Origin of the sequence: Microbulbifer pacificus, from assembly GCF_002959965.1 — a bacterium.
In the GTDB taxonomy this organism is placed as follows: domain Bacteria; phylum Pseudomonadota; class Gammaproteobacteria; order Pseudomonadales; family Cellvibrionaceae; genus Microbulbifer; species Microbulbifer pacificus_A.
Map to the genome: position 1 here is coordinate 2,215,602 of NZ_PREV01000026.1, position 21,668 is coordinate 2,237,269.

Consider the following 21,668-nt stretch of genomic DNA (forward strand, 5'->3'; position numbering starts at 1 on the left):
GGGCCACAACGGAGCAACAAAATCTGGTGCTTGCCGCCCCTACCAGAGATTTGTACACTTGCTCGCCGGAATACAGGGAAGCAACGCGAGGCTGCGACCCCAACGCTGCGAGAAAGTGACATTGAACTGCACTGCCCCCCACATCAACAGCTGGCGATGGCGCCACTGATCCGCTGAAGCCTGAAGACCAGGAGCTGGTCCGACGGGCGCCTTTCCCGCGGGTAGGATTCCACCAAAGATGCGCAATCCTGGCCCCGTACTACAAATCGAAGCATTGCATACACCGGAGTCACCATGACCCCCAGCGAATACGCCCAACTTGCGTCTGAAGGATTTAACCGCATACCTCTTGTCCGTCGTGTACTGGCCGACATCGAAACCCCGTTGACCACCTACATGAAGCTCGCCGCGCGCGATGGCGGTCGCTACAGCTACCTGTTCGAATCCGTGCAGGGCGGGGAAAAATGGGGGCGTTATTCCATCATCGGCCTGCCTGCGCGCACCGTGTTGCGCGCATCCGGGCACGAGGTCAGCATCGAGCGTGACGGCAAAGTCATAGAGCAGTTGCAGGTAAAAGACCCGCTGGCTTTTGTGGAGACGTTCAAAGAGCGCTATAAGGTCCCGGAAATTGAAGGTCTGCCACGCTTTAATGGCGGCCTCGTCGGCTACTTTGGCTACGATTGTGTCCGTTATGTGGAGCCAAAGCTCGCTGACAGCTGCCCACCGGACACTCTCGGTACCCCCGACATTCTGCTGATGGTCAGCGACGAACTGGTGGTATTCGATAATCTCGCCGGCGCGGTGATTTTTATCGTGCACGCCGATCCCGCTCAGGCGGGCGCGATGGAGCAGGCTCAGCGCCGTCTCGACGAACTGGTAGGACAACTGTCTCAGCCGCTCACCCGTGTCGACCCACTGGGGATCGATGGCGATCACACTGCGGAACAGGAATTTACCTCGCATTTCGGCGAAGAAAAATTCAAGCAGGGCGTACATCGGGTGAAGGAATATATCCTCGCCGGCGATGTGATGCAGGTGGTGCCGTCGCAGCGGTTGTCGGCGCCGTTCAACGTCCCGCCGCTGAATCTCTACCGTGCCCTGCGCAGTCTCAACCCCTCTCCCTATATGTATTTCCTTGATCTCGGTGACCACCAGGTAGTGGGCTCAAGTCCGGAGATTCTGGTACACCTGGAAGACGGTGACATGACCGTACGCCCGATTGCCGGCACCCGCCGTCGCGGCGCGACTGAAGAGCAGGATCGGGCGCTGGAGCGGGATCTGCTGGCGGACCCGAAGGAGATCGCCGAACATCTGATGTTGATTGACCTCGGGCGCAACGATGTGGGGCGTGTGGCCGAGACCGGCAGTGTGCGGGTCACGGAAAAAATGGTGGTGGAGCGCTACTCCCATGTGATGCACATCGTGTCCAACGTCACCGGCAGGATCAAGCCAGGACTCACCGGCATCGATGCTCTGCGCGCGGCACACCCAGCGGGAACGCTGTCCGGTGCGCCGAAGATCCGCGCCATGGAAATCATCGACGAACTGGAGCCGGAGAAACGCGGGGTCTACGGCGGCGCCGTGGGTTATCTCGCCTGGAACGGCAATATGGATACCGCGATTGCCATTCGCACCGCGGTGATCAAGGACGAAAAAATTTATGTGCAGGCCGGTGCCGGTCTGGTGGCGGATTCCGATCCGCAATCCGAGTGGGATGAGACCATGAACAAGGCGCGGGCACTGTTCCGCGCGGTGGCCATCGCCACCGGGCAATAATTTTTACTGTGTAACCATTGGATGCTGTTAAACCGATGAGCGAAATCTCAGTACAACAAAAGCGCAGTTTTACAGAGCAGTGCCGCCAGTTGGTGGATCTGCCGCTGTTCAATCAGATCATCATCGCTCTGATTGCGATCAATGCCGTGGTGGTGGGACTGGAAACATCCACCTGGGTGGTGGAGCGTTTCAGTGGCGTGCTGCACGGTATCAACCAGCTGATCCTTCTGGCCTTCATGGTGGAGGCGGCGATCAAGATTGCGGCCCACGGCAATCGCCCGTGGCGCTACTTCGCCAATGGCTGGAACTGTTTTGATTTCACCATCATCGTGCTGAGCCTGATTCCCGCCGCGGGGCCGATGGCGACCCTGGCGCGACTGGTCAGGGTGCTGCGGGTATTACGCCTGGTATCGGCGTTTCCGGAGCTGCGCCTGCTGGTGGATACCCTGCTGCGCAGTCTGCCCAGCATGTTCCATATCAGTCTGCTGATGGGAATCATCTTTTACATTTACGCGGTGGCCGGTTATTTCCTGTTTCATGAAATCGACCCCACCCACTGGCGCAGTCTGCCCATTGCGCTGCTGAGCCTGTTCCGTATCGTTACCTTCGAGGACTGGACGGACATCATGTACACCGCGATGGAGACCATGCCCTACGCCTGGGTGTACTTCATCAGCTTTGTGGTGATGGGCGCATTTGTGATGATCAACCTGTTCATTGGTGTGGTACTGAACAATCTGGAAGAGGCGAAGCTGCGGCGGCTGGATGAATTGCAGATGCCGCCGAGCCAGACCGAAATTCTGCGCGAGCTGCGCGCCACTCAGGAGTCCCTCGCGCGCTTGCAGAAGCGTCTGGGTGACCTCGGGGGCGGCACGTCGCAAGAAAAGGGAACTGAATCATGATCCTGATGATCGACAACTACGACTCCTTCACCTTCAACGTGGTGCAGTATCTGGCGGAGCTGGGTGCGGAGGTGGTGGTGAAGCGCAACGATGAGATCCGCGTTGCGGATATCGAAAAATTGCGTCCGGAAAAAATCGTGATTTCTCCCGGGCCCTGTACCCCCAATGAGGCGGGTATTTCCATGGATACCATCCGCACCTATGCCGGGAAGCTTCCAATTCTGGGTATCTGTCTCGGCCATCAGAGTATCGGTCAGGTGTTCGGTGGCCGCGTGGTGCGCGCGCGCCAGGTGATGCACGGCAAGACGTCGCCGATCGTGCACAACAATATCGGCGTGTTTCACGGGCTGTCCAATCCATTCGAGGCCACCCGCTATCATTCACTGGTGGTAGAGAAGGGCAGCCTGCCGGATTGTCTGGAGATCACCGCCTGGACGGAAACCGAAGACGGTGAGGTCGATGAGATCATGGGGCTGCGCCACCGCGAGCTGGCGGTGGAGGGCGTGCAGTTCCATCCGGAGTCGATCCTGACCCAGCATGGGCACGATATGTTGCGGAATTTTTTGGAGTCTTGAGGTTTTTTGGCGGCGCTTCGTAGGTGGATCGGTGGCGGCACTGTTGCCAGGATTCGTTTGCGAGACACGCCGTGAACCCATCCATGGGGGCTCTTCTAAAACATCCCTGTTTTAGAAGGTCTCGCAAACGGATCCCGGCATCAGCGCCTTCGTATCTGGCGCCGGAGAAATTGCGAACCCCGAGTACGAATACTTAGGGAAGGGGAGCAAAAAAATGAACATCCAACAGGTCATCGCCAAACTGGTGGACGGCGAACATCTGACCCGCGAGGAAATGCGGGATGCCATGGGCCAGATCATGCGCGGAGAGGCCGAGGACGCACAGATTGGTGCGTTTCTGGTTGCCCTGCGTATGGCCGGTGAGTCGGTGGAAGAAATCACCGGTGCCGTGGAAGTGATGCGTGAGCTCGCCACCAAGGTGGAGATCGATCACCACCACGCGGTAGATATCGTCGGTACCGGCGGCGATGGTGCCAATCTGTTCAATGTCTCCAGTGCGTCCAGTTTTGTCGCCGCTGCCGCCGGCGCGCGGGTGGCGAAGCACGGCAACCGCTCGGTTTCCTCGTCGTCCGGCGCTGCAGACCTGCTGGAAAAGGCCGGTATTTATCTGCCTCTTACCCCGGAACAGGTGGGCCGCTGCATCGACGGCGTGGGGGTGGGTTTCATGTTCGCGCCGAGCTACCACAGCGCCATGCGCCACGCGATCGGGCCGCGCAAGGCCTTGGGGCTGCGCACGATTTTCAATTTACTTGGACCACTCACCAACCCCGCCGGGGTCAAGCGCCAGGTGATTGGTGTCTATGATCCGCATTACACCCGTGTGCTCGCCGAAGTCTTGCAAAGCCTGGGTGCAGAGCACGCGATGGTATTGCACAGTGACGACGGCCTGGATGAGATCAGTATTGCCGCGGATACCCGCGGTTGGGAGCTGAAAAACGGGCAGCTGAAAAAATTTACCATTTCCCCGGAAGATTTCGGTATCGAGCGCCAGAACCTGGACGGCCTGTGTGTCGACGGGGCCGAGGCCTCGCTGGCGTTGATTCGCGACGCTCTGGGCAAGCGCGAAACTGCCGCCGGCGACAAGGCCGCGGATATCATCGCGATGAATGCCGGTATGGCCATCTACGTGAGCGGTGTGGCCGCGAGTCGCGCGGAAGGCGTGAGTATGGCTCAGGACGCTATCTACAGCGGGCTGGCCGGAGAGAAGATCAATGAGCTGGCCGCCTTTACCAGCGCATTCAAAGAGTGAAGTTATGGAAACGCCAACGATTCTGAAAACAATCGTCCAGCGCAAGTGGGAAGAAATTGCCGAGCGCAAGCAGCGGGTTTCGCAGGATGAAATGCAGCAGCGCGCTCTGCAGCAGCCGTCATGCCGTGGATTTGTGCGCGCGATCGAAAGCAAGATCGCCGCGGGTGAAGCGGCGGTGATTGCCGAGATCAAAAAGGCCTCTCCCAGCAAGGGCGTAATCCGTGAGGATTTCATCCCTGCCGAGATCGCCACCAGCTATGAGAAGGGCGGTGCCGCGTGCCTGTCGGTATTGACCGATGTGGATTACTTCCAGGGCTGCGATGAATACCTGCAGCAGGCGCGCAATGCGGTGCGTCTGCCGGTGATCCGCAAGGATTTCATCGTCGATCCGTATCAGGTGTATGAAGCCCGCGCCATTGGCGCCGACTGTATCCTGCTGATCGCCGCCTGCCTCGACGACACACAGCTCGCCGGTCTCAACGATCTGGCATTGGAGCTGGGCCTGGATGTGCTGGTGGAAGTGCACGATCGCGCAGAACTGGAGCGTGCGCTGAAGTTGCCGAACCGCCTGATCGGTATCAACAACCGCAACCTGCACACCTTCGAGGTACAACTCGAAACCACTTTCAAACTGCTGGAGTTGATTCCGGACGATCGCATTGTGGTGACGGAAAGTGGTATCCACACTACCGACGATGTGGCAGCAATGCGTGGTCACAATGTGGATGCGTTCCTGGTCGGGGAGGCGTTTATGCGCGAGCCGGAGCCGGGACGTCGACTGATGGAATTGTTCAACTGATCAGAGCAGGCCGGCCTTCTCAAATATAGTTACGGCCGGCTGCAGTTCTTTTTCATACTTGCGCCAGCGCTCCACTGCACTGCGATAGATGGGTTGCCGCACCTGTACGCTGCTGGCGGTGGACACCGCCGTATTGGCGCGATGAAACTCCAGGCACTCAGCTTCCCATGGCAACGCCAGAAATTTCATGATCGACTGTGCCTCCCGCTCGGGGTGCACGGTGAAATTTTCGTAGCTTACCGTATGAATCCGATCCGGAAATACGGTTTTCCAGTGTTCCATCAGGCGATGGTATTCAACGATATAGCGGGCCGTATCTCGCAGGTCGAAATTGTAGTGGTAGTAGGCAAACTGGAACGAGAATAACTGCCGGTAATTGCTCAGACAGGTGTCGAGGGGGTGGCGATTCAACTGAATGAACTTTGCTCCAGGCAGACATTGCGCAATAAGCCCCAGATAGAGAAAGTTCATCGGTAATTTGTCGATCCACCGCTGCGCCTTGGTGCCACTTGCCTGCAGCCGATCGCTGATATGTGTCAGATATTCCTCACCGATGGCTTGTCTGTCGGCCTTTTTCAGCCCCTCAAATACGCTGTCATCCAGCACAGATGGTGAACGGCTGGCGGAGGCGTGTTTTACCGCCAGTGGAAATTCCTGTAATTCTCCAAGGGAGTGTATCTGTGAATGGTTATGCAGTACCTGTTCGATCAATGTAGTACCGGAGCGTGGCATACCCAGTACAAATATGACCTCGTTACCCCGTTCATCCTGCGGTGCCGGATCCTGCGAGGAAAAGGCGCTTTTAACCTTGTTGAAGATGTTCTGGTCGCGTGCAAAGTCGTAACGAACTTTGTTTTTGTAGGTTTGTTTAGCGATTTCCAGTGTTCTGAACGCCCCCTGGAAATCCCTCTCTCGCTCTAATTCCCGGGATATGGCATGGGCGAGATAGAGCTGTTCCTCCGGTGCGTAGGCGCGAGTCTGGGATACTGTCCGCAGCTGTGGAAGCCGTCCTGTTTCCGAAAGATTCTTCTCCAGTTCGGAAAGGGCCCAGTGAGCGCGGGCAAAATCCGGACGCAGAGCAATCGCACGCTCATAGGCGGATCGCGCTGCATCCAGATTGCCGAGAAACTGCTCGGCACTGCCGAGATTAAACTGAAACTGCGGGCTTTCCGGTTGCTTTTCTACCGCTAACCGAAACGCGTTGGCGGCCTTGCCGTGATCTCCGGTTTTGCTGTAAACGACCCCGAACGTATCCAGTTGCAAGGCGGATTGCGGTCGCATCGACATTCCCTGATCGGCAGTGGTGCGTGCGTTGCTGACTTGATGAATCTGTATATGGCAGCGAGCTTTTTGCGACAGGTATTCCGTGTTGCTTGGTGCGAGTTCAAGTGCGTGATCCACAAACTCCAGGGCGCGACGGATATGGCCCATAGAGGCGCTCGCGATACTGGCAAAGAACCAGCCATCGGCACACCCGGGATTCACCTGTTGCAACTGGTCTGCGAGAACCGCAAGACGTTTCATGTCGCCGCGGTTCAGGGCTTGTACAGCGCGTTGCTGTATTTCATTACTGTCGGATGAATTTGAATATTGCATGGCAGAAAAATACAAAAGCCGGCCCGGAGAATCCAGACCGGCTTTTTGCACTATCGATTTTTTCGCGTGCCGTTAAAAGCGGTAGCTTACGCGCGCGCCGACTGTGCGTGGGTTACCGACATACTGGGCGTAGGAACGCAGGGTGAAATCACCGTACATGGTACCGGGCCCCTGGGTTTCGCTTTGCAGAACGTCGGAGCGACGGTTGGTACGGGTTCCGGTAATGTAGTACTTGTTCCACAGGTTATCGACAAAAGCCTGTACCTGCCAGTCCTCCTGTTCGAAGGTTGCGGAAAAATGGTGTATGGCATAACCGGGAATGGCTTCACCGCCACGATCTCCGGCGATGCGCTCACCGGAGTCTTCGTCGATCTCATACAGTGGGTCTTCCGGACCACCGGGCAAGTTATATACGTCACTGGAAAACGCCACGCCGTAATTCAGCAGCAGATCTCTGCCCAGTAACCGGGTGCTGTAATTCAGATTTAGTGCACCGGAGTGTTCGGCGTGGCCAGGAAGGCGCGCACCTTTTTCCACGGTATAGGACCCCACCAGGCCCTCGGCTTCTTCGGTCAACTCGGCATTGGTATAGGCGTAGCTGAAGCTCAGGTCCAGGTTGTCCTGGATGATCCACTGGCCTTGCAGCTCCGCGCCGCGGCTGAACGCATTTTTGCCGTTCACCAGGATCGGCAGGTTGCCGATGTCAGTGGTTGACGCCACCTGCAGATCGGTCCAGTCGATATAGTACAGGGCTGCGCTCAGGGATACGCGATCGCCCAGCAGTCCTTTGTAGCCAATTTCGTAGTTGTCGATCAGGTCCGGTGCAAAGAACAGTTCGTGCTCTTGCGCGCACAGCTCTTGATCGCTTTCTGCGATCTGCTCCGGGGTACATTCCGGCACGGCGTTGACACCGCCGATCCGATATCCCTGGGAGTAGGTGAAGTACACCATGCCACGCTCACTGATATCCCAGGATGAGTTCAGCTTGAACAGGTCTCCGCTGTCGTCCCCCATATTGCGGCCGAGATCCACGGATATTTCGTCGGGGCTGGCTCCTCCCCACACGGTGTCCGACAGAGGCAGACCATAGCCGCCCGTGATATCGGATTCATACTCGTAGGCGCGGTAGCCCGCAGTGACCGACCATGTGTCGGTAATCTGGTAACTGATTTCGCCGTAGAAGGCTGACTCCTTGCCGAAGTCATCGGTGAGCTCGATGTATTCCAGGCTGTCTGGACGTAACTGCTCGCCGCCAAAGTTGTCGACGGCAAACTGGTCAAACCCCGGGGTGAACTCCATGCTTACCGCGTCGAGCTGGTATTCCGTGGTGAAGTAACCGGCTACCCAGGAGACAGGGTCCTCGTTCTGGGACACCAGGCGCAGCTCGATCGTCTCGGATTCCCTTTGGGCTTCTTCGCGGGTGTAGGCGGAGAAACTGGGGAACTCTTCGTAACCGTACTCAAATCCCAGCAGCAGGTCGGTTTGGTCGCGCTGTCCTACTTCGTCGTACTCGGCCTCGCCGTAGACCAGGGTTGCCTCGGCGAAGCCGAGATCCGCACTCACTTCCAGGCTGGTGAGTTGGTTTTTGTAGTGGTTGGGTTCTTCGAAACGCGCGGCAGATTCGTAGGGGCCGGTACCGAATGCGAGCTGGTTGGCCTGCTGGCGCCCCTCTGCTTTGGTGTCCTGGTAGTAGTGCCACAAGTTGGCTTCCAGCCAGTCGGTGGCCGCCCAACGCAGGTTGATACGACCAGAGGTGATGTCCGCGCCGTTGGCGTCTTTCACCCGGCGTAAATTGGTCGCTACATCCTGGGGATCTGAAAAGTCTGGCTCGGGATTGGAGACGCCGGCCTCGCGTACCACGTAGTTGTAATCGATAAAGCCCGGATCGGAAATCTTGTCCAGGTTCATGCGCAGGGCCAGGGTGTCGCTGAAGCCCAAGTTCAATGTGGTGCCGTATTCGTGGCCGAAACTGTCACTCTCGGTATTGCTGCTGGTATTGCCGCGCAAGGTGACGCCGTACTCGCCGAACTCCGCCTTGCGGGGAATATAGCGGATGGCACCTCCCAGAGTACCCTGACCGTACAGTGTGCCTTGAGGGCCGATCAGTACCTCTACCCGCTCCAGGTCGACGGGGTTCAGATCTACGGTGACCGGCGTATCACCGAGGTAAGTGGCGACAGCGCTGCTGTCGAAACCGGGGCCCAGTCCCCCAGTGTTGAGGCCGCGCACTATGAGATCCGGTGCCGGATTGCGCGGGCCGCGATCGACCACGGTCAGTCCGGGGGTGTAGTAGGCGAGCTTGGCGATATCGTTCAGGCGCAAATCTTCGATCTTGTCGCCGTCTACCGCGGAGATATTGATGGGGGTATCCATCACGCTTTCTTCCCGGCGGGAAGCGGTAACCACGACTTCCTCAAATACCGGTTTACTTTGCGAATCTGTCTGTTGTGCGAGAGCAAACTGCGGGAGCGGCAGGGTGGCGCAGGACATGGCGAGTGCCAGGTGAGATTTTTTAAGCCGGAGATGGCGCTTGTTATCGTCTCTCATGTGTTCTTCCTAAGACTGTTATTCGTTTATATCGAGATGGCTGCAACCAACGTACCAGTGCCATAAAGAATATATTGCTAATTTTGGTCTTTAAGCAGCGTAAAATTCTCCATTTTGGCGCTATTTTGGTGCATTATGATGTTTTTTGTGCGATTTAGGGTCAATATTGGTGCAAAGACAGTGAAATATTCTGGACACCAGTCCGATAATTGTGCGCAGGGGGGGGCTCTGCCGGTCGGGGCGGGGGTGCTCCAAGCCCGCCCGAGTGGGTACTGGGCGTGGTTTGACTTGGGCGTGGCTTGACTAAGGCGCCGTGAATTATTGTCCTATGGCCTTTCCCGCTGTGAGCGCCAGGGAGGCGCAACCGTCGGGTTGGCGTAAAAGTGCTGGGGTGAATGGGCGCTGATATCGCCACTGGCGACGTCGGTGTAGGCGTAGTAGAGATTGCTGATATTGCGCACATACTGCGCAGGTTCCGCGCCGCGCACGTAACCGTAGCGTGCTTTGCTGAAGTACTTCGGTTCAGACAGCTTCAGCATGGCTTCCTCGACATTTCCGAACCAGACGTCCGGATTCAGCCCCAGCTCCTTGGCCAGTCGGCGGGCATCCAGCAAATGGCCGTAACCCGCGTTGTATGAGGCGAGGGTAAACCAGAGTTTTTCGATGGTCGGAAGTGTCGGTTCAAAGCGATCGCGCACCCAGTTCAGGTATTTGACGCCGGCCTGGATATTGCGGTTGGGATCGAACAGTGGGGGTGGATAACCCATCTCCTCCGCCGTGGCGGGCATTACCTGCATCAGTCCCTGAGCGCCGACTGGCGATACCGCCTTGGGATTGAAGTTGCTCTCCTGCCACATCTGCGCGACGACGAGACGCCAGTCAAACCCGTGTTCCAGCGAGGAGTCTTTTACGAGCTTGTCGTAGGGCGACAGATCCTCCCCAGGAATAACCCGCGCGGAAACTCTCTGGGTAAATCGCTTGTTGGGTTCGAAATAGGCGGCGACTTTTTGCTGGTACTGTTCCGTCTTGCGGTACTTGGCCAGGAATATATTGAGCTTTTTCAGAAGCTCCTGGTTCTGTGGCATCACCATCCAGCCCTGGGGTCTCGGATCGCTGACCAGCGTGCCGGGCAGAAGATCCGGTTGCAGTGATGCCGCCATCAGAACATCGTCGGAATCCACGATGGTGGCATCCAGCTCGCCTTGCGCGATCTTCGAGAGGATTTCCGCGATGGCCATTTCCGGAGGTGCTATTTCGACGGTTACATCGATACCACTGCGTTGTAGGGCTCGGCCCGTGGCAATGAACGGCGAGAATGCGCGCAGTGTCAGGGTGCGTCCCGCCAAATCCTGAATTTGTTGAATTTTGGGCTTGTGCCGATTGCTTACCGTCTGCTCCGGGGTTTCCCTATAGGAATTGGTGAAGGTAATACCCATGTCCCGACGTTCCTGGGTAATGTTTTTCAGTGCGCCGGCAAAATCCCCTCGCCCCGCTTTCAGCCAGTCGATCAATGTTTCGTTGTAGGGAACCACAATCACCTGCAGTTGCAGCCCGTGTTTATCGGCGAAGGATTTTGCCAGGTCGTAATCAAATCCCATCAGCACACCTTTCCATAGGTAGTAGACCGAAGGACGGTTGTACGTCAGAAAGCGGATAACACCGGATTGCTTGATTTGGTTCCAGTCGACGATGCGGTCTTCCGGGGGCTTTGCGAGGTTTTTGGTCAGAAAATTATTGAGCGTGGTGAGTAACTGCTTTGAATCCTTACGTACCGCCCAGGCAATGTTTTCGCTGTCGGAGACATCGGCGCCGGTGCGCACGTCATTGCGGTAGCTCTGCATGTTATTGGCGATGTAGTCATCCAGAATGGCGACGCGGTTGGGTTTTTCGTTGAGCAGATCCACCAGTGCTTCACGGTTTTCGTAAACCACCGCCTCCAGCGTGGAAAGATTGGCCTGCGGATATTCGGTGAGGAGGCGTTTTGCGGTGTCCACATAAGTGGAGCCGCTTTGGGCGATCAGTTCGACATCGCGGAGTTTTGCCGGATCGCTGATATCCGGCCCATTGATACCGGTGATGAGCTTGTGCCGCGCCTGCATCAACGGCACGCTAAAGTCGACCAGTTCGCGGCGGGCGGGTGTGTCGGTAAGTGTGTAGGCCGCCACATCCGCTTTCCCCGACTTGACCAGTTCGAGTGCCTCCTGAGGAGTACGGGCCTTGATCCACAAAGGCTCAAGCTTCAGCTTTTCCGCAAATTTATTGGCGAGTTCGAGACTGCGCAGGGTGACGATGCTGTCACGGGGCAGCATGTTTTCCGCGGGGCCGGTAAGGTTGACGAAGCGAATGGTGCCGTGTTTTTTGATCTCTGTGAGATCACCGGCTTCAACGTACTCTGCATCCGTCACCGACGTGCTCTTCGCCGGGGCACTTTTCTCCGGGGTGTTAGTGCCCGCTGCGATGTTAGCCGGCGTCTCATGCTTGCCGCATGCGGCGACAAATAACAGGGTCAGTAGTGCGATAAATGACGCACAGCGATAACGCTGAGCGGGTCCGTGACGATTCCGCATAGATCACCCCTCGGACATTCACCGGGGAAGCATAATGTCGCAGTGGGGATGTCACTATTTCGCGCCGCGCGGTCACGGTGTATGAGGCACAAAAAAGGCGATCCGAAGATCGCCTCAGTCACAAAGATCTCAGCGGTCAGCGGGTGCCGTAGACCACCATGGTTTTGCCTTTTACGGAGACCAGTCCCTGTTCCTCCAGAGTCTTCAGTACCCGGCCTACCATCTCGCGGGAGCAGCCGACGATACGGCCAATTTCCTGGCGGGTAATCTTGATCTGCATGCCCTCCGGGTGGGTCATGGCATCCGGCTCGTTGCACAGGTCGAGCAGGGTACGGGCCACGCGGCCGGTCACATCGAGGAACGCCAGATCACCCACCTTGCGGGTGGTATTGCGCAGGCGGCCGGCCATCTGGGTGGCGAGCGCAAACAGGAATTCCGGGTGCTGACGGCTCAGCTCCTGGAACTTGTTGTAGGAAATTTCCGCCACCTCACATTCGGTCTTGGTGCGCACCCAGGCGCTGCGGGTGTCCTGGTCAAACAGGCCCATTTCACCGAAGAAGTCGCCATCGTTCAGGTAGGCAACGATCATCTCGCGGCCTTCGTCATCCTCGATCAGCACCGTCACGGAACCGCGCATGATGAAATACAGGGATTCGCAGCGATCGCCGGCGTAAATGATGGTGCTTTTGGCCGGGTAGCGGCGGCGGTGGCAGTGGGCGAGGAAGTCTTCGATGTTGCCAGTAGACAGGGTATCTTCGGTAGCGACCGTCACGGATCTACTCCTTTTCTAGAATTTTTTTGTGCCTGATCCCGGGTAAAGAATGATTATCCCGCTAAAACACCGGTGCCAACAGGGGCTGGGCGCGGCAAAGCTCCGCAATGTGATCTGGACCACTTTTTGCGGAGAGCTTGGGTCGGGTAGTGTTTATAACGGTTGTTGACAGCGCTTACAACCGTCGTAAGTGAAGGCTTACTTATCGGCAAAGGGGAGAGGCAGCCGCTGACTGTCACTTCATGCTGCAGAAATGGGCGACGGTTGTGATAAGCTCCCGGCCCTCATCAAATCTGAAGGAGAGAGTTCCATGGCGGGCGGCGTTATGCAGGGTCGGGTGACCTGGGTAAATGGGCTGACATTCTTGGGTGAGGCCGGCAGCGGCAATGCCGTGGTGATGGAAGGTGGTCAGAAAAACAACGGCGTACGCCCGATGGAGATGATCCTGCTGGGGGTGGGTGGGTGCGCATCTTACGATGTGGTGAGTATCCTGGAGAAGGCCCGCCAGGACGTGATCGGCTGTCATGTGGAACTCAAGGGGCATCGTCCGGATGCGGTGCCGGCACCGTTCGAAAAGATCGAGATGGAGTTTGTGGTGCGCGGCCGCAACATCAAGGAGGCCCAGGTGGCGCGGGCGGTGGAACTGTCCGCGGAGAAGTATTGCTCCGCGTCCATCATGCTGGGCAGCGCGGGGGTGGAGATTGTGCACTCCTACCGGATTGAAGAAATCTGACGCCGCGCGTGATTGCTCCAGGCACATAAAGAAAACCCCGGGCCTCGCCGAGACCCGGGGTTTTCTTATTGCAGAGCGAGGAACCTTCAGACCCGGTAACTCGCTGAGGTCATTGCCTTCGACACCAGAGTCATCAGCCCTTTCACCGGCCCGGGGAAGCGCGCACCGCCGGCATCCAGCGCCGCATGCTGATGCCTGGCCTCATCCACCAGCATCTGCTCCACGACTGCGCGGCTTTTTTCATCCTGCGCGGGCAACTTTTGCAGATGGCTTTCCAGATGCTTGCACACCTGCTCCTCGGTGGCGGCGACGAAGCCGAGGCTGACCTTGTCACTGATCTTGCCGGCAGCCGCACCGATGCCGAAAGAGAGACCATACCAGAGGGGGTTGAGCAGGCTCGGACGGCTGTCCAGCTCCTGCAGGCGTTGTTCGCACCAGGCCAGGTGGTCAATCTCCTCATTCGCCGCGTGCTCCATCTCCGCCCGCACTTGCGGGAGCTTTGCGGTTAGCGCCTGCCCCTGATACAGGGCCTGGGCGCAGACTTCACCGCTGTGATTCACCCGCATCAGTCCCGCCGCGTGGCGGCGCTCGGCGTCCGATAGCTCGCTTTCATCCACCGCTTTCGACGGCGACGGGCGCGCGTGGCAGGGGGAGCCGGGGCTCAGGGTGCGCAGGGCGCGGTCCGCCTGCAGCAACAGGCGATCGAGTCCGGTCAGTTGGCGATGGCTGCTCACTGATATGCTCCTGGGCAAGTTTTACGCTTTCTCGGCTTCTTCCCGCTCTACCGCGCGGTAACCGATGTCCTTGCGGTAGAAAGCGCCCTCCCAGTAGATCTTGCGCGCGCATTCATAGGCGTTGGCCTGGGCTTCCGCCACGGTGTCACCGAGGGCGGTGGCGCAGAGTACACGGCCGCCACTGGTAACGACGCGCTCGCCATCGAGGGCTGTACCGGCGTGGAAGACCTTGGCGTTTTTACTATCGGCCTTGTCGAGGCCGGAAATGGCGTCGCCCTTGCGATAGCTGCCGGGGTAGCCATGGGCCGCCAGTACCACGCCCAGTGCCGGGCGGGTGTCCCACTCGGCGGTGACCTGATCCAGGCGTTTTTCCACCGCGGCCATACACAGCTCAACCAGGTCGGACTTGAGGCGCATCATGATCGGCTGGGTTTCCGGGTCGCCGAAGCGGCAGTTGTACTCGATGACCTTGGGCGTGCCCTCTTCATTGATCATCAGGCCGGCGTAGAGGAAGCCGGTGTAGGGCATGCCTTCGGAAGCCAGGCCTTTGACGGTGGGTTCGATGACTTCCTTCATCACACGCTGATAGACGTCCGGAGTCACTACCGGTGCCGGGGAGTAAGCACCCATGCCACCGGTATTGGGGCCGGTGTCGCCATCGCCGACGCGTTTGTGATCCTGGCTGGTGGCCATGGGCAGGATATGTTCGCCGTCGACCATGACGATGAAACTGGCTTCTTCGCCGGTGAGGAATTCTTCGATGACCACCCGGCAGCCGGCATTGCCGAAGGCGTTGCCGGAGAGCATGTCGCGCACGGCCAGCTCGGCCTGCTCGACGCTTTCCGCGACGATGACGCCTTTACCGGCGGCGAGGCCGTCGGCTTTGACGACGATGGGGGCGCCTTGTTCGCGGATGTAGGCGATCGCCGGCTCGACTTCGGTGAAGTTTTTGTAGGCAGCGGTAGGGATGGCGTGACGCTCGAGGAATTCTTTGGTGAAGGCTTTGGAGCCTTCGAGCTGGGCGGCGGCTTTTTCGGGGCCGAAGATGTTGTGGCCACGGGCGTTGAAGAAGTCGACGATGCCGTCCACCAGCGGGGCTTCGGGGCCGACGATGGTGAGGGTGATGCCTTTTTCTTCGACGAAGTCGGACAGGGCGGAGAAGTTGTCGGTGCCGATGTTGACGTTCTGGAGTTTGGGTTCGCGGGCGGTGCCGGCGTTGCCCGGCGCGACGAAGACGGTGTCTACGGCGGGGTTTTGTGCGGCCTTCCAGGCCAGTGCGTGTTCGCGGCCACCAGAGCCGATTACCAGGATATTCATTCTTGAGTTTCCCCATGCCTGTGTTTTAGGTGGGCTAGTTTAGCATCGCGCGCAGTATTGCTGTGCGGTAACCGGGGAAGCGGGCAAATTAAGAGTGCTTCGTAAGCCGGTCCAGTGGCGATCCTGTGGCTGGTGCCCCTTCCCGAGACACGCCGTGAACCCATCCATGGGGGCTCGGCTGCGGCCATCCAGGCCGCAGACGGTCTCGGGAAGGGGCACCAGCCACAGGACCTTCCCGTATAGCGCGCGAATATTAAATCGCTATGTCAGTGACAGATCAGTGACGGAAGTGACGCATACCAGTGAAAACCATCGCCATGCCGTGCTCGTCAGCAGCGGCGATGACTTCTTCGTCGCGCATGGAGCCACCGGGCTGGATCACGGCGCTGATGCCTACCTTGGCGGCGTTGTCGATGCCGTCGCGGAAGGGGAAGAAGGCGTCAGAGGCCATAACGGCGCCTTTCACTTCGAGGCCGGCGTGTTCGGCTTTGATGGCGGCGATGCGGGCGGAGTTTACGCGGCTCATCTGGCCGGCGCCGACACCGATGGTGCGGCCGTCTTTGGCGTAGATGATGGCGTTGGATTTGACCATCTTGGCGACTTTCCAGGCGAATAGCAGTTCGTCCAGTTGCTCGTCAGAGGGCTGTACCTTGGTGACGACTTTCAGGTCTTCTTTCGCGACCATGCCGTTGTCTTTTTCCTGGATCAGCAGGCCGCCGGTGACGCGCTTGTAGTCGAAGGCGGCGGGGCGATTGCTGTCCCATTCGCCGCATTCCAGAAGGCGTACGTTCTGCTTGGCGGAGACGGCTTTGGCCGCACCTTCGGATACCTTCGGTGCGATGATGACTTCGGAGAACTGCTTGTCGACGATCAGCTGGGCGGTTTCGGCGTCCAGTTCGCGGTTGAAGGCGATGATGCCGCCAAACGCAGATTCCGGGTCGGTGGCGAAGGCGAGTTCGTAGGCGGTTTTGATGTTGCCGGCTACGGCCACACCGCAGGGGTTGGCGTGCTTGACGATGACGCAGGCGGGTTCGTCGAACAGTTTGACGGTTTCCAGCGCGGCGTCTGTGTCGGCGACGTTATTGAAGGAGAGTTCCTTGCCCTGCAGCTGGGTGGCGGTGGATACAGACGCTTCTTCAGCATCGGCTTCCACATAGAAGGCGGCTTTCTGGTGCGGGTTCTCACCGTAGCGCATGTCCTGGGCTTTTTCGAACTGGACGTTGAAGGTATTGGGGAACTCGCGGGCTTCGTTACTGGTGTTACGCGCACCGAAGTGGTTGGCGATCATACCGTCATATTGCGCGGTATGTTCAAACGCCTGCACCATCAGGTCGTAGCGGGTTTCGTACCCCAGCGCGCCGTCGTTGGCTTTCATCTCTTCGATCACGGTGTCGTAGCTGTGGGCGTTGACCACGATGGCCACGTCTTTGTGGTTCTTGGCGGCAGAACGGACCATGGTGGGGCCGCCGATGTCGATGTTCTCGATGGCGGTGGGCAGGTCGCAGTTGGGGTCGGCGACGGTGGCCTTGAAGGGGTACAGGTTGACCACGACCATATCGATCGGCTTGATGCCATGTTCGGTCATTACTGCGTCATCTTTGCCGCGGCGCCCCAGGATGCCGCCGTGCACTTTCGGGTGCAGAGTCTTCACGCGGCCATCCATCATTTCCGGAAAGCCGGTGTAGTCGGAGACTTCCACCACCGGAATGCCGGCTTCGCCGAGCTGGCGGAAGGTACCGCCGGTGGAGAGAATCTCCACACCCATCGAGGAAAGTTCACGGGCAAATTCCACAATGCCGGTTTTGTCGGAAACGCTGATCAGCGCGCGGCGAACGGCCACCTTGTCAGTCATATCGCATCGTCCATCTGAAGTAAAAAAAGAGCAGTTGCGGCACATGGATGTGCCGCCGCAGCCTAAGCCGCGCGAGCCCCCGGAATGCCAGCAGATTCACACATCTGCACCAGCATTTCGGGGGCGACGATGAAATGGATCAGGGCCGAAGGCGCCGCGTTGAAGCGGCCGGACCGAGCCATTTCATCATAGGTAGAAAGTAGCGAGGGGGGATGGGTCTGACCCATCCCCCCTCGTCGAATTTTTACCGCTTTGGGCGTCACTGTCCGCAGCGGCTGGCCGCCTTACAGCAGACCGTAGCGCTTGAGCTTCTTGCGCAGGGTTCCCCGGTTGAGGCCCAGCAGCTGTGCGGCGCGGGTCTGGTTGTGGCGGGTGTGCTTCATCACCACTTCCAGCATCGGTGCTTCAATCTCGGACAGCACCATATCGTAAACTTCGGTCACCATCTGACCGTCCAGGTGACGGAAGTAATTTTCCATCGCCTGTTCAACCGCGTCGCGTAGTGCCTGCGGTTGCTGCAATTGAACCTGGCCCCCAGCGGATACCACATCGCTGGTATCCGGAATCAGTGCTTCGTTATTCATGCCGCTTTTGCCCCTCTAGTTATTCGGCGTTCAAACCACTCACGAACGCTGGCATGTTGTGCTTCTGCGCAATCGAGTTGGTTAAAGGTCTTGCGAAAGTCCTCGCTGTCCGCGAGTGTTTTCAAGTACCAGCCCACATGTTTGCGGGCGATACGTACCCCCATAACCGCACCGTAGAAACGGTGTAGCTCACTCAGGTGAGTGATTAATATATCCCTGACTTCATCCAGTGAGGGCTCCGGCAGCCGCTCCCCCGTTGCGAGGTAGTGGGCGATCTCCCGAAATATCCATGGACGTCCCTGAGCCGCCCGGCCAATCATGACCGCAGCAGCACCGGTGTAGTCCAACACCTTGCGGGCCTTCTCCGCGCCGGTGATGTCGCCGTTGGCAAAGACGGGAATCTTTACCGCCGACACAACCTCGGCAATGGTATCGAATTCGGCCTGGCCGTGGTAGCCACAGGCGCGGGTGCGACCGTGAACTGCCAGGGCGGAGATACCGAGATCTTCGGCCATTTTGGCCACCGTCACGCCGTTGCGGGAATCCGGGCACCAGCCAGTGCGAATTTTCAGCGTCACTGGGACTGAGACGGATGAAACCACCGCTTCCAGAATATCGGCGACCAGTTTTTCGTCGCGCAGTAGGGCAGACCCCGCTGCTTTCTTACACACCTTCTTCGCCGGGCAGCCCATGTTGATGTCGATGATCTGTGCGCCGCGCCGGACATTTTCCCGCGCCGCATTCGCCATCATCTCCGGGTCGCCACCGGCGATCTGTACCGAAATCGGGCCGCTCTCACCCGCGTGGTCCAGACGTGTCCGCGATTTGCGGCTGTCCCACAGGCTGGTGTCGGAGGTGACCATTTCGGAAACCACCAGGCCGGCGCCGAGCTCGCGGCACAGGTTGCGGAAGGGGCGATCGGTAACGCCGGCCATGGGCGCCAGGATGACTGGCACACCGATGTTATAAGGGCCTATGGCGAAGCTGCTTGGCAATTCCGTGGGCAACTCGCCCTCCCGCGGGTCTGGTCTCGGTCGGTGTTAAAGAGCGGCCTATGATAGCGGCTGGCAGGCCACTGGAAAAGCGAAAAAGCGCTCAAATTGTTCGATGGCTGGCCGTTTAGGGCGAACTTTGTGCAACATTTTGTCGCAATCAACGCCAGTGACTAATTACTGAGGCGCAATGCGCAGCTCGTAGTTCACCGCTTCGCTGCCTGGGTCGACAATCTCCAGCGCAATATGCACCGGGTTGCCGGTGGGCATGAGCCTGCGCCCGGACAGTTCTCCTTTGAGATACTCCTCCGGGGCGAAGCGGCGGCTGGCCACCGGCGCATTTTTAAGGTCGGTGAAGCGCAGCTGCAGGCTGGGGAAGGGCTGGTCAAAGGGGGCCCGGTTCAGCAACACCGCTTCCACGGCCAGGGCGTTGGCAATCTGCGGGTGGCTGCGCACTACCAGGTTAGACGTGTGTATCGCGGCAATGTCCACCTGCGGTGGCAGTGTGCAGTCGAGCGCAGGGCAGACAGCGGCATATAGCTGACGCCAAGGGTCACGTTTGCTTAGGGTGTCGAAGCGGAAATAGGCGGTCTGAGCCACCAGCCCCAGAGCCAGCAGCAGCGCGCCCAGTGCCCACAGCCAGTTTGGAACACGGCGGTGGCGTCTGGGTTGCCAGGTGACGTCAATCGGGGCCGGGCCGATGGCAGAGATCAGCTGATCTCTTGGCAGTAGTGGTGCCTGGTCCACCTGGCGCGAGTCCAGTCTGTCGTTTGCTTCTGGCCTGGGGCTTCTGCGGGCGCCGCTGCCGGCGAGACGCCGCATGTCTTCGTCGGTGAATTCGTCGACGGAAGCGTCGGGCCATTTGGCGGATTCTGCCGGTGCGTCCGTGTGCTCCTGCAGCCGATCTCCGGCGGCCAGGTCTTCCTCGCGCTTTCCGGATTCTTCCCGGTGGCGGCGTCCGCCAGCTTGGCGGCTGCCGATGCCGGCGGACTCCTCGCGGGCAATCTCCGCCGCCCACGGGTCGTCGATGCCACTCAATTCATCGAGTTCAGATTCCAGTTCCCGGCGCAGGTCGAGCTCATGTTGCGCATCGTCGCGATGGAGTTCCTGCCACTGCTGTTCACCGAAGGCGTCGTCGATAAGAGGTGTGTGACGGGGCTGGTCGCGCTCCTCGGTGCTTTTCTGCTGGCCTTTGCCTGTTCGGGACTTCGGGAGCTCGTCATCACTGTGGTCTTCGCCATCCAGTTCGATGTCGTCATGGATCAGGAAATCGTCGTCTTCCAGAAGCTCGTCGATGGCTTTGCGGCTCGCGGGCTGCGGGTCATCCTCGTTGAACACGATGTTTTCGTCCGCGCGGAACACCTGCAGGCAGGAGCCGCAGCGCACCGCGCCGCGGGCGGCACGTAATTGCTGCTCGGTAACGTGAAACGAGGTGCTGCAGTGGGGGCAGCGTGTGACCAGTTGCGACATGGTATTCGACGTTTATTGCTTTGGCGGGGGAGTTTATCAGTCCCGCGCCCCGGGGCGTAGTGCGCTTACCTGATCCGCGTTCCGCTCAGGCGCACCCACTCCTCCTTCTCAGCATCCGCATCAAAGTCGATCCACTGGCTGTAGGCGGACTTCACCCGCTCCGCCTGGCTGGCGAGAATGCCGGAGAGGCAGATACGGCCGCCCGCTTTCGTGCGCTCAATCAGCTGTGGCGCCAGCTCGACCAGGGGGCCGGCAAGGATGTTGGCGAGCATGATGTCGGCGCTGGCCTCACTGGCGGGAGGGGTTTTCTCGGGCAGATAGACCGGGAAGCGCTCGGGGTCGATGCCATTGCGCATGGCATTGTCGCGGCTGGCGATCAGTGCCTGTGGGTCGATATCGGTGCCGAGCGCGCTGTCGGCGCCAAGTAGCAGGGTTGCGATACCGAGGATGCCCGAGCCGCAGCCATAGTCGATGGCAGTCTTGCCTTGCACCGGTTCGCCGGCGAGCCACTGCAGGCACAGGAAGGTGGTGGGATGAGTACCGGTGCCGAAGGCGAGGCCCGGGTCGAGCATGATGTTGACGGCTTGCGGCGCCGGCGGTTCGCACCAGCTGGGACAGATCCACAGGTTGTCGCCGCACTGGATGGGCTTGTAGTGGCTCATCCACTCCCGCTCCCAGTCCTTGTCTTCGAGCTGCTCCCAGCGGGCACCGGTGAACAGTTCGCACAGGTACGAGGAGACCTTGGCCTCGGTGACGCCAGTATCGACTTCGGCATCGAACAGGCCTGTGACCAGGGTCTGGTCCCACAGCGGTGTCTCGCCGAGCCCCGGTTCGAGGATGGGCTGGTCGGCGTTGTCTTCCAGGGTTACCGAGACGGCGCCGGCGAACAGCAGGGCATTCTCGATTTTTTCCGCCTGATCGCGGGTGGTGTTTACACGTAATTGGAGCCAGGGCATTTCTTCGGTTCCGGCATTGTTTGGATGGTGGTTCTTGGTGAGTCCGTGGCGGTTCTGCTGCCGGTAAGGCGTTGCGAGACACGCCGTGAACCCATCCCTGGGGGCTCTTCTAAAACATCCCTGTTTTAGAAGGTCTCGCAACGCCTTACCGGCAGCGAAGCCTTCGAGTCACAGTTCAGTACATTCTGGGAATGAAAATCAGCTAACAGGGTAGGAGGCGTGAAGAGAAAGGAAAAGTGCCGGGTAT

At 58.9% G+C, this 21,668-nt stretch carries 17 protein-coding genes; 6 read left to right on the forward strand and 11 right to left on the reverse strand.

The genetic code is table 11. The annotated features are described in order from the left end of the window. Positions 1-294 precede the first annotated feature (294 nt). The 5 genes from trpE to trpC all read left to right on the forward strand — a co-directional run bounded on the left by trpE (position 295) and on the right by trpC (position 5,301). Positions 295-1,776 carry an anthranilate synthase component I gene (gene trpE, locus C3938_RS09705; RefSeq protein WP_105102933.1) on the forward strand — a complete coding sequence of 494 codons (1,482 nt, stop codon included), beginning with the start codon at positions 295-297 and terminating at the stop codon, positions 1,774-1,776. A 35-nt stretch (positions 1,777-1,811) separates the two neighbouring features. Then, positions 1,812-2,678: an ion transporter gene (locus tag C3938_RS09710; RefSeq protein ID WP_105102934.1), complete on the forward strand. Its 867-nt coding sequence runs from the start codon at positions 1,812-1,814 to the stop codon at positions 2,676-2,678. Continuing rightward, entirely contained in the window at positions 2,675-3,253 is a 579-nt protein-coding gene (locus C3938_RS09715; RefSeq protein ID WP_105102935.1) for an anthranilate synthase component II, read from the forward strand. The genes C3938_RS09710 and C3938_RS09715 overlap by 4 nt, the downstream gene beginning before the upstream one ends. A gap of 214 nt (positions 3,254-3,467) precedes the next feature. Beyond that, complete coding sequence (gene trpD, locus C3938_RS09720) at positions 3,468-4,502, forward strand: anthranilate phosphoribosyltransferase (protein WP_105102936.1); 1,035 nt, start codon at positions 3,468-3,470, stop codon at positions 4,500-4,502. A gap of 4 nt (positions 4,503-4,506) precedes the next feature. Then, positions 4,507-5,301, forward strand: coding sequence for an indole-3-glycerol phosphate synthase TrpC (gene trpC, locus C3938_RS09725; RefSeq protein WP_105102937.1), 795 nt, complete (start codon positions 4,507-4,509; stop codon positions 5,299-5,301). Here the strand turns inward: trpC and C3938_RS09730 are convergent, their stop codons facing one another. The 4 genes from C3938_RS09730 to crp all read right to left on the reverse strand — a co-directional run bounded on the left by C3938_RS09730 (position 5,302) and on the right by crp (position 12,783). Then, complete coding sequence (locus C3938_RS09730; protein ID WP_158681628.1) at positions 5,302-6,825, reverse strand: tetratricopeptide repeat-containing sulfotransferase family protein; 1,524 nt, start codon at positions 6,823-6,825, stop codon at positions 5,302-5,304. 144 nt (positions 6,826-6,969) lie between these two features. Further along, positions 6,970-9,444, reverse strand: a complete 2,475-nt coding sequence (locus C3938_RS09735; RefSeq protein ID WP_105102939.1) for a TonB-dependent receptor — start codon at positions 9,442-9,444, stop codon at positions 6,970-6,972. A gap of 326 nt (positions 9,445-9,770) precedes the next feature. Beyond that, a complete protein-coding gene (locus C3938_RS09740) occupies positions 9,771-12,011 on the reverse strand; it encodes a transporter substrate-binding domain-containing protein (RefSeq protein ID WP_105102940.1) in 2,241 nt (746 codons plus the stop codon). A 136-nt stretch (positions 12,012-12,147) separates the two neighbouring features. Continuing rightward, positions 12,148-12,783, reverse strand: a complete 636-nt coding sequence (gene crp / locus C3938_RS09745) for a cAMP-activated global transcriptional regulator CRP (protein WP_105102941.1) — start codon at positions 12,781-12,783, stop codon at positions 12,148-12,150. Positions 12,784-13,108: 325 nt separating this feature from the next. Here crp and C3938_RS09750 point away from each other — a divergent pair, with 325 nt between their 5' ends. Next, a complete protein-coding gene (locus C3938_RS09750; protein ID WP_105103317.1) occupies positions 13,109-13,516 on the forward strand; it encodes an OsmC family protein in 408 nt (135 codons plus the stop codon). Between the two features lie 86 nt (positions 13,517-13,602). Here C3938_RS09750 and coq7 read toward each other — a convergent pair whose 3' ends face one another. The 7 genes from coq7 to prmA all read right to left on the reverse strand — a co-directional run bounded on the left by coq7 (position 13,603) and on the right by prmA (position 21,421). Beyond that, a complete protein-coding gene (coq7, locus tag C3938_RS09755; protein WP_105102942.1) occupies positions 13,603-14,250 on the reverse strand; it encodes a 2-polyprenyl-3-methyl-6-methoxy-1,4-benzoquinone monooxygenase in 648 nt (215 codons plus the stop codon). A gap of 21 nt (positions 14,251-14,271) precedes the next feature. Next, a complete protein-coding gene (purD, locus tag C3938_RS09760) occupies positions 14,272-15,567 on the reverse strand; it encodes a phosphoribosylamine--glycine ligase (protein WP_105102943.1) in 1,296 nt (431 codons plus the stop codon). Between the two features lie 277 nt (positions 15,568-15,844). Then, positions 15,845-17,419 (reverse strand): bifunctional phosphoribosylaminoimidazolecarboxamide formyltransferase/IMP cyclohydrolase, encoded by a 1,575-nt coding sequence (purH, locus tag C3938_RS09765; RefSeq protein ID WP_199775519.1) that lies wholly within the window; start codon positions 17,417-17,419, stop codon positions 15,845-15,847. A gap of 284 nt (positions 17,420-17,703) precedes the next feature. Further along, positions 17,704-18,003, reverse strand: a complete 300-nt coding sequence (gene fis, locus C3938_RS09770) for a DNA-binding transcriptional regulator Fis (protein WP_105102945.1) — start codon at positions 18,001-18,003, stop codon at positions 17,704-17,706. Next, complete coding sequence (dusB, locus tag C3938_RS09775; RefSeq protein WP_105102946.1) at positions 18,000-19,010, reverse strand: tRNA dihydrouridine synthase DusB; 1,011 nt, start codon at positions 19,008-19,010, stop codon at positions 18,000-18,002. Before dusB ends, fis begins: the two co-directional genes overlap by 4 nt. 162 nt (positions 19,011-19,172) lie before the next feature. Further along, positions 19,173-20,465 carry a DUF3426 domain-containing protein gene (locus tag C3938_RS09780; RefSeq protein WP_105102947.1) on the reverse strand — a complete coding sequence of 431 codons (1,293 nt, stop codon included), beginning with the start codon at positions 20,463-20,465 and terminating at the stop codon, positions 19,173-19,175. Positions 20,466-20,530: 65 nt separating this feature from the next. Next, positions 20,531-21,421 carry a 50S ribosomal protein L11 methyltransferase gene (gene prmA / locus C3938_RS09785; RefSeq protein WP_105102948.1) on the reverse strand — a complete coding sequence of 297 codons (891 nt, stop codon included), beginning with the start codon at positions 21,419-21,421 and terminating at the stop codon, positions 20,531-20,533. Between the last annotated feature and the right edge of the window lie 247 nt (positions 21,422-21,668).

Excerpts from the sequence above, each read along its gene's own strand:
- trpE (WP_105102933.1), top strand. The coding sequence starts at position 295 with ATGACCCCCAGCGAATACGCCCAACTTGCGTCTGAAGGATTTAACCGC.
- C3938_RS09710 (WP_105102934.1), top strand. The coding sequence starts at position 1,812 with ATGAGCGAAATCTCAGTACAACAAAAGCGCAGTTTTACAGAGCAGTGC.
- C3938_RS09715 (WP_105102935.1), top strand. The coding sequence starts at position 2,675 with ATGATCCTGATGATCGACAACTACGACTCCTTCACCTTCAACGTGGTG.
- trpD (WP_105102936.1), top strand. The coding sequence starts at position 3,468 with ATGAACATCCAACAGGTCATCGCCAAACTGGTGGACGGCGAACATCTG.
- trpC (WP_105102937.1), top strand. The coding sequence starts at position 4,507 with ATGGAAACGCCAACGATTCTGAAAACAATCGTCCAGCGCAAGTGGGAA.
- C3938_RS09730 (WP_158681628.1), bottom strand. The coding sequence starts at position 6,825 with ATGAAACGTCTTGCGGTTCTCGCAGACCAGTTGCAACAGGTGAATCCC.
- C3938_RS09735 (WP_105102939.1), bottom strand. The coding sequence starts at position 9,444 with ATGAGAGACGATAACAAGCGCCATCTCCGGCTTAAAAAATCTCACCTG.
- C3938_RS09740 (WP_105102940.1), bottom strand. The coding sequence starts at position 12,011 with ATGCGGAATCGTCACGGACCCGCTCAGCGTTATCGCTGTGCGTCATTT.
- C3938_RS09750 (WP_105103317.1), top strand. The coding sequence starts at position 13,109 with ATGCAGGGTCGGGTGACCTGGGTAAATGGGCTGACATTCTTGGGTGAG.
- purD (WP_105102943.1), bottom strand. The coding sequence starts at position 15,567 with ATGAATATCCTGGTAATCGGCTCTGGTGGCCGCGAACACGCACTGGCC.
- purH (WP_199775519.1), bottom strand. The coding sequence starts at position 17,419 with ATGACTGACAAGGTGGCCGTTCGCCGCGCGCTGATCAGCGTTTCCGAC.
- fis (WP_105102945.1), bottom strand. The coding sequence starts at position 18,003 with ATGAATAACGAAGCACTGATTCCGGATACCAGCGATGTGGTATCCGCT.
- C3938_RS09780 (WP_105102947.1), bottom strand. The coding sequence starts at position 20,465 with ATGTCGCAACTGGTCACACGCTGCCCCCACTGCAGCACCTCGTTTCAC.
- prmA (WP_105102948.1), bottom strand. The coding sequence starts at position 21,421 with ATGCCCTGGCTCCAATTACGTGTAAACACCACCCGCGATCAGGCGGAA.